Origin of the sequence: Bacteroides sp. AM16-24 (assembly GCF_003471885.1) — a bacterium.
In the GTDB taxonomy this organism is placed as follows: Bacteria; Bacteroidota; Bacteroidia; order Bacteroidales; family Bacteroidaceae; genus Bacteroides.
In genome coordinates this window covers 5,461-10,673 of record NZ_QRKI01000034.1, presented here as the reverse complement: position 1 = coordinate 10,673, position 5,213 = coordinate 5,461, and the positions used below count along the sequence as shown (strand labels likewise).

Sequence of the window (5,213 nt, the reverse complement as noted above, 5' to 3'; positions counted from 1 at the left end):
TAACAATTTAAATTTTATGATTATGAAAGTAGAAAAGGAAATGAAGTATGAGGTTCCAGAAGTGACAGTTCTGGAGGTAGAAGTGGAATTGGGATTTGCTGCAAGCCCAGGAAGTGACGGTGAGGACCTGCCTGAAGGAATGTAATAATTCCATGAATTAAAAAAGATGCAAGGATAAGCTACTAAAGGATAAGCTGTTCCTTGAAACTCAATTAAAGAGTCCACTCTAAAAAGTCTTTTTGTCAAAACTTTACATCCTACAGACTCTTTTGGTAGGAGATAAAAAGCTACTTTTTGTAGCAGACTCAATGAATAAATAAACAAATTATCAATAAAAGTATGAAAACAAGTAAATTCTTATTTGTAGCTGCTTTTGCCGCTTCATTGCTTAGTTGTCAGGACGATACATTCGTCTCAAATAATGCAAACAGCAATGACGGACTGAAAGGCAAGCTTGTGAAATCCGGTCTGTTGGGCATTGGCTATGGTGCAGGAAATGCCGAAACACGTGCCTATTCGGTAGATGGCCGTTTTATCTGGATGCCTACCGCATTGAAGGCAGATGGTAGTATTGATGTCGATCCCATCACTGGCGCAGCAAGAAGTAACCAACGTATCGGTTTCTGCTGGACCGGTATAAACAATGAAGATCCAGAATACTCTGCTGCAACTTCATTGTCACAGAAGGTTTATACTAACTACGAATTTGAACACGTTGGCTGGCTGGATAAAAATGCAACAGGAGTGGAAAAAGAAGAATGCGCTCCGTTTGCATTAACCAATGGCGGGTATATTGTAGGTGAAACTGTAAATGGTGATGTTGCAACATGGCAGAGCAATCCCTATACAAGTACAAACGGCAGTGGTACCAACTACCAAACAAAAGATGATGGCCAATATGCTATAGGTGAATATGCAAACGGTGAGCTGAATCTGGGTAGCGGTTTGTTCAAGACCGAGAATTCTGACGTATTTGAGGGTGAATATCTTGTATATTTTCCATATAACGATGGCTTCACAAAAGGACAAATCCTAGCTGCGCAGCCTGATCATTTTGACATTGACGTAAATCTAAACCGTTTTACCACACTGTCACGTTATGCATTCTCTATCGGCCGCGTAAACCACTATGCCGGTGGACAAAGTTTGGAGAAGATTAGCACAAGAACATTGAGTAGTTTTGCAGGTGTGAAGTTATATAACTCAGCTATTAGTGGTACAAACAATATTAAGAAAGTTATCTTCTATGCCAATGAAACAGGATTCTTGTTTGAACAAGATTTGGATGCCAAAGCTTGTGTAGAGGCAATCACGAATAGCAAACCCTTAGGTGAAGAAGTATATTATAAGGATGGTACAACTGCTGTCAAAACGAATGACACCAATGCTATTTACGCTACATTGACTAATAATGGAACCGAATATGCCACAGTTTCCACTTCAGCTAATGGAAGCCTTAACAACGCACTCAAGGTTTACTTCCCTGTATTACCGCAAACTGTAAATAATCTGACAGTCGTTCTCATTAATGACGAAGACAAGACATATGCATATCAGGCAGGTGCAGTTAAATTTGAGTCAGGTAAAGACAACTCAATCGCTATCGATTTGAAGGGCGCCAATTTTGAAAGCAAATACATGGTAGTGGACGAAGAAACTTTGTTCTCGGCTTTGGAAAACATTAAATCGCATGGCTCCACAACAGAAACAAACACTATCCAGTTGCTAAGAAGTGTCAGAATAGAAGATGTGATGAGTCACGCACCTTATGTAGGTAACTTGGGCACTATGTTCTTTGACAAGGATATTAATATAATGACCTTCTGCAAGCCGAATGCAAAAGGCGAGGAAGTAGGTCTTTCTTTGGCTGCCGGACAGGAGATGTACATCAAGAGCATGGATGCAACAGGAGAGGCTAAATTGACCTTTAATGTACCGTTCACCGTTGAGGGAGCAGGATGCTGCGATGCAGATGTAGCCCGTCTGAGCGTAGGTAGCACTGCTAGCGGGATAGCCAACATTGAATTCACAAAGATCATTAACAACGGTGCCTTGGCATTGGCCAATGTAGCAGGAAAGAAAGCTACTATTAAAGTTGGTGAATTGGTGAATGCATATGACGAATGGGCTCTCGATAAAGGAAAGACTCTGGATGCCGCACAATTGTTCTTGTTGGGTAATACCCAATCAGATATTGAGATTGGAACATTAACTAACAAAGGTATGGTAACTGCAAGCCCTGTAACTGTAGGAAAACCAGGATGTGTTGTTAGCGGAGCTGGCAAGAATTGGACAAGCTGGAAGGATTATGTAGATGGGGCAATAAGTACATTAGACAAAACTAGCTTTACTATCCGTCCTGTTGTAGCTACTATCGAAACTTTAACCAATGAGGTTTCTGTCGGTACCAAAGATCCTACACTCAACAAAGGTGGTGAAATCAACATTGAAGGCTTTGCTGAACTCGTTGTTAATGCCTTGACCAATACAAGCGAAACAGCTATTATCAAGACTTTAAATGTTAAAGATGGTGAAGCAAATACCACTATCGACGGACGTCTGACACTGACAGGTGCTTCTACTAACAACGGTATCATTGACAACAATGGCGTTACGAACTTGGTAGGACAACCGATGCAAAATAACGGTTTGCTTATCGACCAGTTAAGTGGTCAGTTAGGTGGTCAATATATAGAGAACGGCACAGGAACTGGTCTTAGCAGAACTTATCATAGTCTGAAATATGAAACTGACCTGCCTGTGAAAGGTATGTATGTATCCAAAGTGGCAACCAACCAACGTCTGAACTTTACTTTGACAGATGAGGTGACAAGTGCTTCTGTTAATGTTATCGAGATTGTGGGTAGTGATGTTTCCTTCTTCAATTTAGAAAATGTTGATCCGAACAATGTACTTAAGGATAAGGATGTATATGTGGCAGCAGATGCTAAGCAGATTGCATTCAAGGCATTAGATTCAGCTGGTAAAGCTACGGAAAAATCCTTCGGTCATTGCGTAACAGTTCGTAGTAACAGTACATTGAACGTAAAAGATGGTTTACTAAGCACCGTAAATGATGTGAATGTAGAAGAGAATGCAATCTTTAAGGTTGACGCTAAAAATAATGCAGATAAATCTGAGATTACCATCGGTGGTGACCTGAACAATGCAGGTACTACCACTCATAAGGCTGACATCCTCACTGTAAAGAATGACTTGAACAATGAGGCTACGGCAAGTTTCACTAGTGATAATCGATTTGTTGTAGAAGGAAACGTTGAGACTGCAGGTATATTTGATTCCAACGGTACTCCCAACGCTGTGACAGGTAACTTTGATCAAACAGCCGGTAATACAACATTTGCATTTAAGACTACTACGACTGTTGACGGACAATTCAGCTGTGCCGCAGGAGCTTCCTTCCTTCGCGAGGCATTAGGAACAAGCGGCGATTATCGTGCTACAGTTAATGTCGGCGGCTTAGGAGAATTGAAGGGTAATAATAATGGTGGTGGTTGGCCTACTGTAAAGAGAAACTAAACCCCATTTTGTGAATAGGGCATTTATCCCTAATAACAATCCTGAAAACAGAGGGAAGATATTCGGAAAGGGAGTATCTTCCCTCTTCTTTTTTTAATGCTGCAAGATCGGTATAAGTACATCCGACAGACAAAAGTATCCGTTGTAACAGCTATTAATTTCCTAACTATAGTAATCAAATATGTAATGAAAGCTACCTTTTTCCATCTATTTCTTGTGGTTATATTACTTCCTTTGTTTTCTGCTTGCCGTAAATCTGCTCCTTCGTCTGCCGTTCAGAAAATACAAAATGCAGATATCTGTTTCAAGGATACACTACACAATTTCGGAATAATTCCCCTCTTGCAGCCGGTTGATTCATTCGACTTCATATTCACCAATTGCGGAAAGGATAGGTTGGTAATACTCGGAGTGGAAACTTCGTGTCACTGCACTAAAGTTTTCTACCCCCACATTCCCATAGAACCGGATGGAGAATCCTTCGTTCGGGTCATTTACGATGGACGGGAACGACAAGCAGAATACTTTAGCAAATCGATAAGGGTTATCACTAACGCAAAGAAAGAGTGTGTAACACTTGGTATTAACGGAAGATTGCAGTGAGGGAAAACGGAATGCCCCGACACCACCGGCAACGCGATGAAAAAAGATCGAGAAACTTAATATTTAATCTTCAGTTTACAAGTAATATACTTAGATATAGATGACGAATTATTCGCATTGAGTAGTAATTTCGTTATCGGTAGTTCGTAGCCTGTGGTGTAAAGGGAAGAGCCTGCTATATATCATTTGGTTTGTTATGTACAACTATAAGCCAAATGTCAAATTAGAAAACAGCTCTCTCTATGCATGTTAATCTGGATTATGCTTTGGGTTTAATTGCTTAAAATTCTTATTCCGTTATAGATGCATAAGGAGGTATGTTTTGTTTAAGCCTAAAATATAAAAGCGGTAAGCTAAATGCATATTCTCTATTGTATATCAGTTCTCAATATCTTGAAGAAAAAAATGGTATTGCTCTCTTGGAATAATAACTGATAATGATTTATACACAATGACAATTCGTTAAAATTATTAGTGTTTGATTGGGAGCTGCTTGTATTGGAGAAGCTATAATAGTACAATATACAGAATGGTTATCTTCCGGAAGAGGGTGGATTTGAAATCCGCTCTCTTTTTCGTGGTATAAGTTTTTCTATACCTCTTTACAGGAGGTTTGATAGTAAGACTTAATAGATATATACATTAGGTGCATTGAAAATGCTGTCTGAATAGAGATATCCCGGATCAGAATAGTTTTGCCTGATGATCCTATAATCATTATCCGGTTGTAACTTCATTTCTTGTCATTGGTGCCTGAATATGGTGTCATTACTATCTTTAAAAATACTCTATCTCTTTACTTTAATAGCGTCTTTATTCTTGAAAATAAGCAGGTTGCAGTAGTGCGTTGTTACAAAACAAGGTGCTAAAAAGTAGTGTCAATTTACTTGGAGAAGTAAAATTGCTTATTGGGAAATGAACTCGGAATAGGTTGTAGTTCAGCATGTTCGCTCAGATTATCAGGTTTCAACAGATTCTTTTATTGGGATATTTAGCTCTTTTATAAAACCAATAACGCTTTGTATATCAGCCAAATGCACTCATCGTTTATTTAGGAAATTTGTTTTTTA

General features: G+C 39.2%; 2 protein-coding genes. Both read left to right on the top strand.

The window, feature by feature from the left end:
• The first annotated feature begins 339 nt into the window (after positions 1 to 339).
• Positions 340 to 3,540: a hypothetical protein gene (locus DW182_RS21700; protein ID WP_118296816.1), complete on the top strand. Its 3,201-nt coding sequence runs from the start codon at positions 340 to 342 to the stop codon at positions 3,538 to 3,540.
• Positions 3,541 to 3,636: 96 nt separating this feature from the next.
• Positions 3,637 to 4,143, top strand: a complete 507-nt coding sequence (locus DW182_RS22840; RefSeq protein ID WP_118296814.1) for a DUF1573 domain-containing protein — start codon at positions 3,637 to 3,639, stop codon at positions 4,141 to 4,143.
• Positions 4,144 to 5,213 lie beyond the last annotated feature (1,070 nt).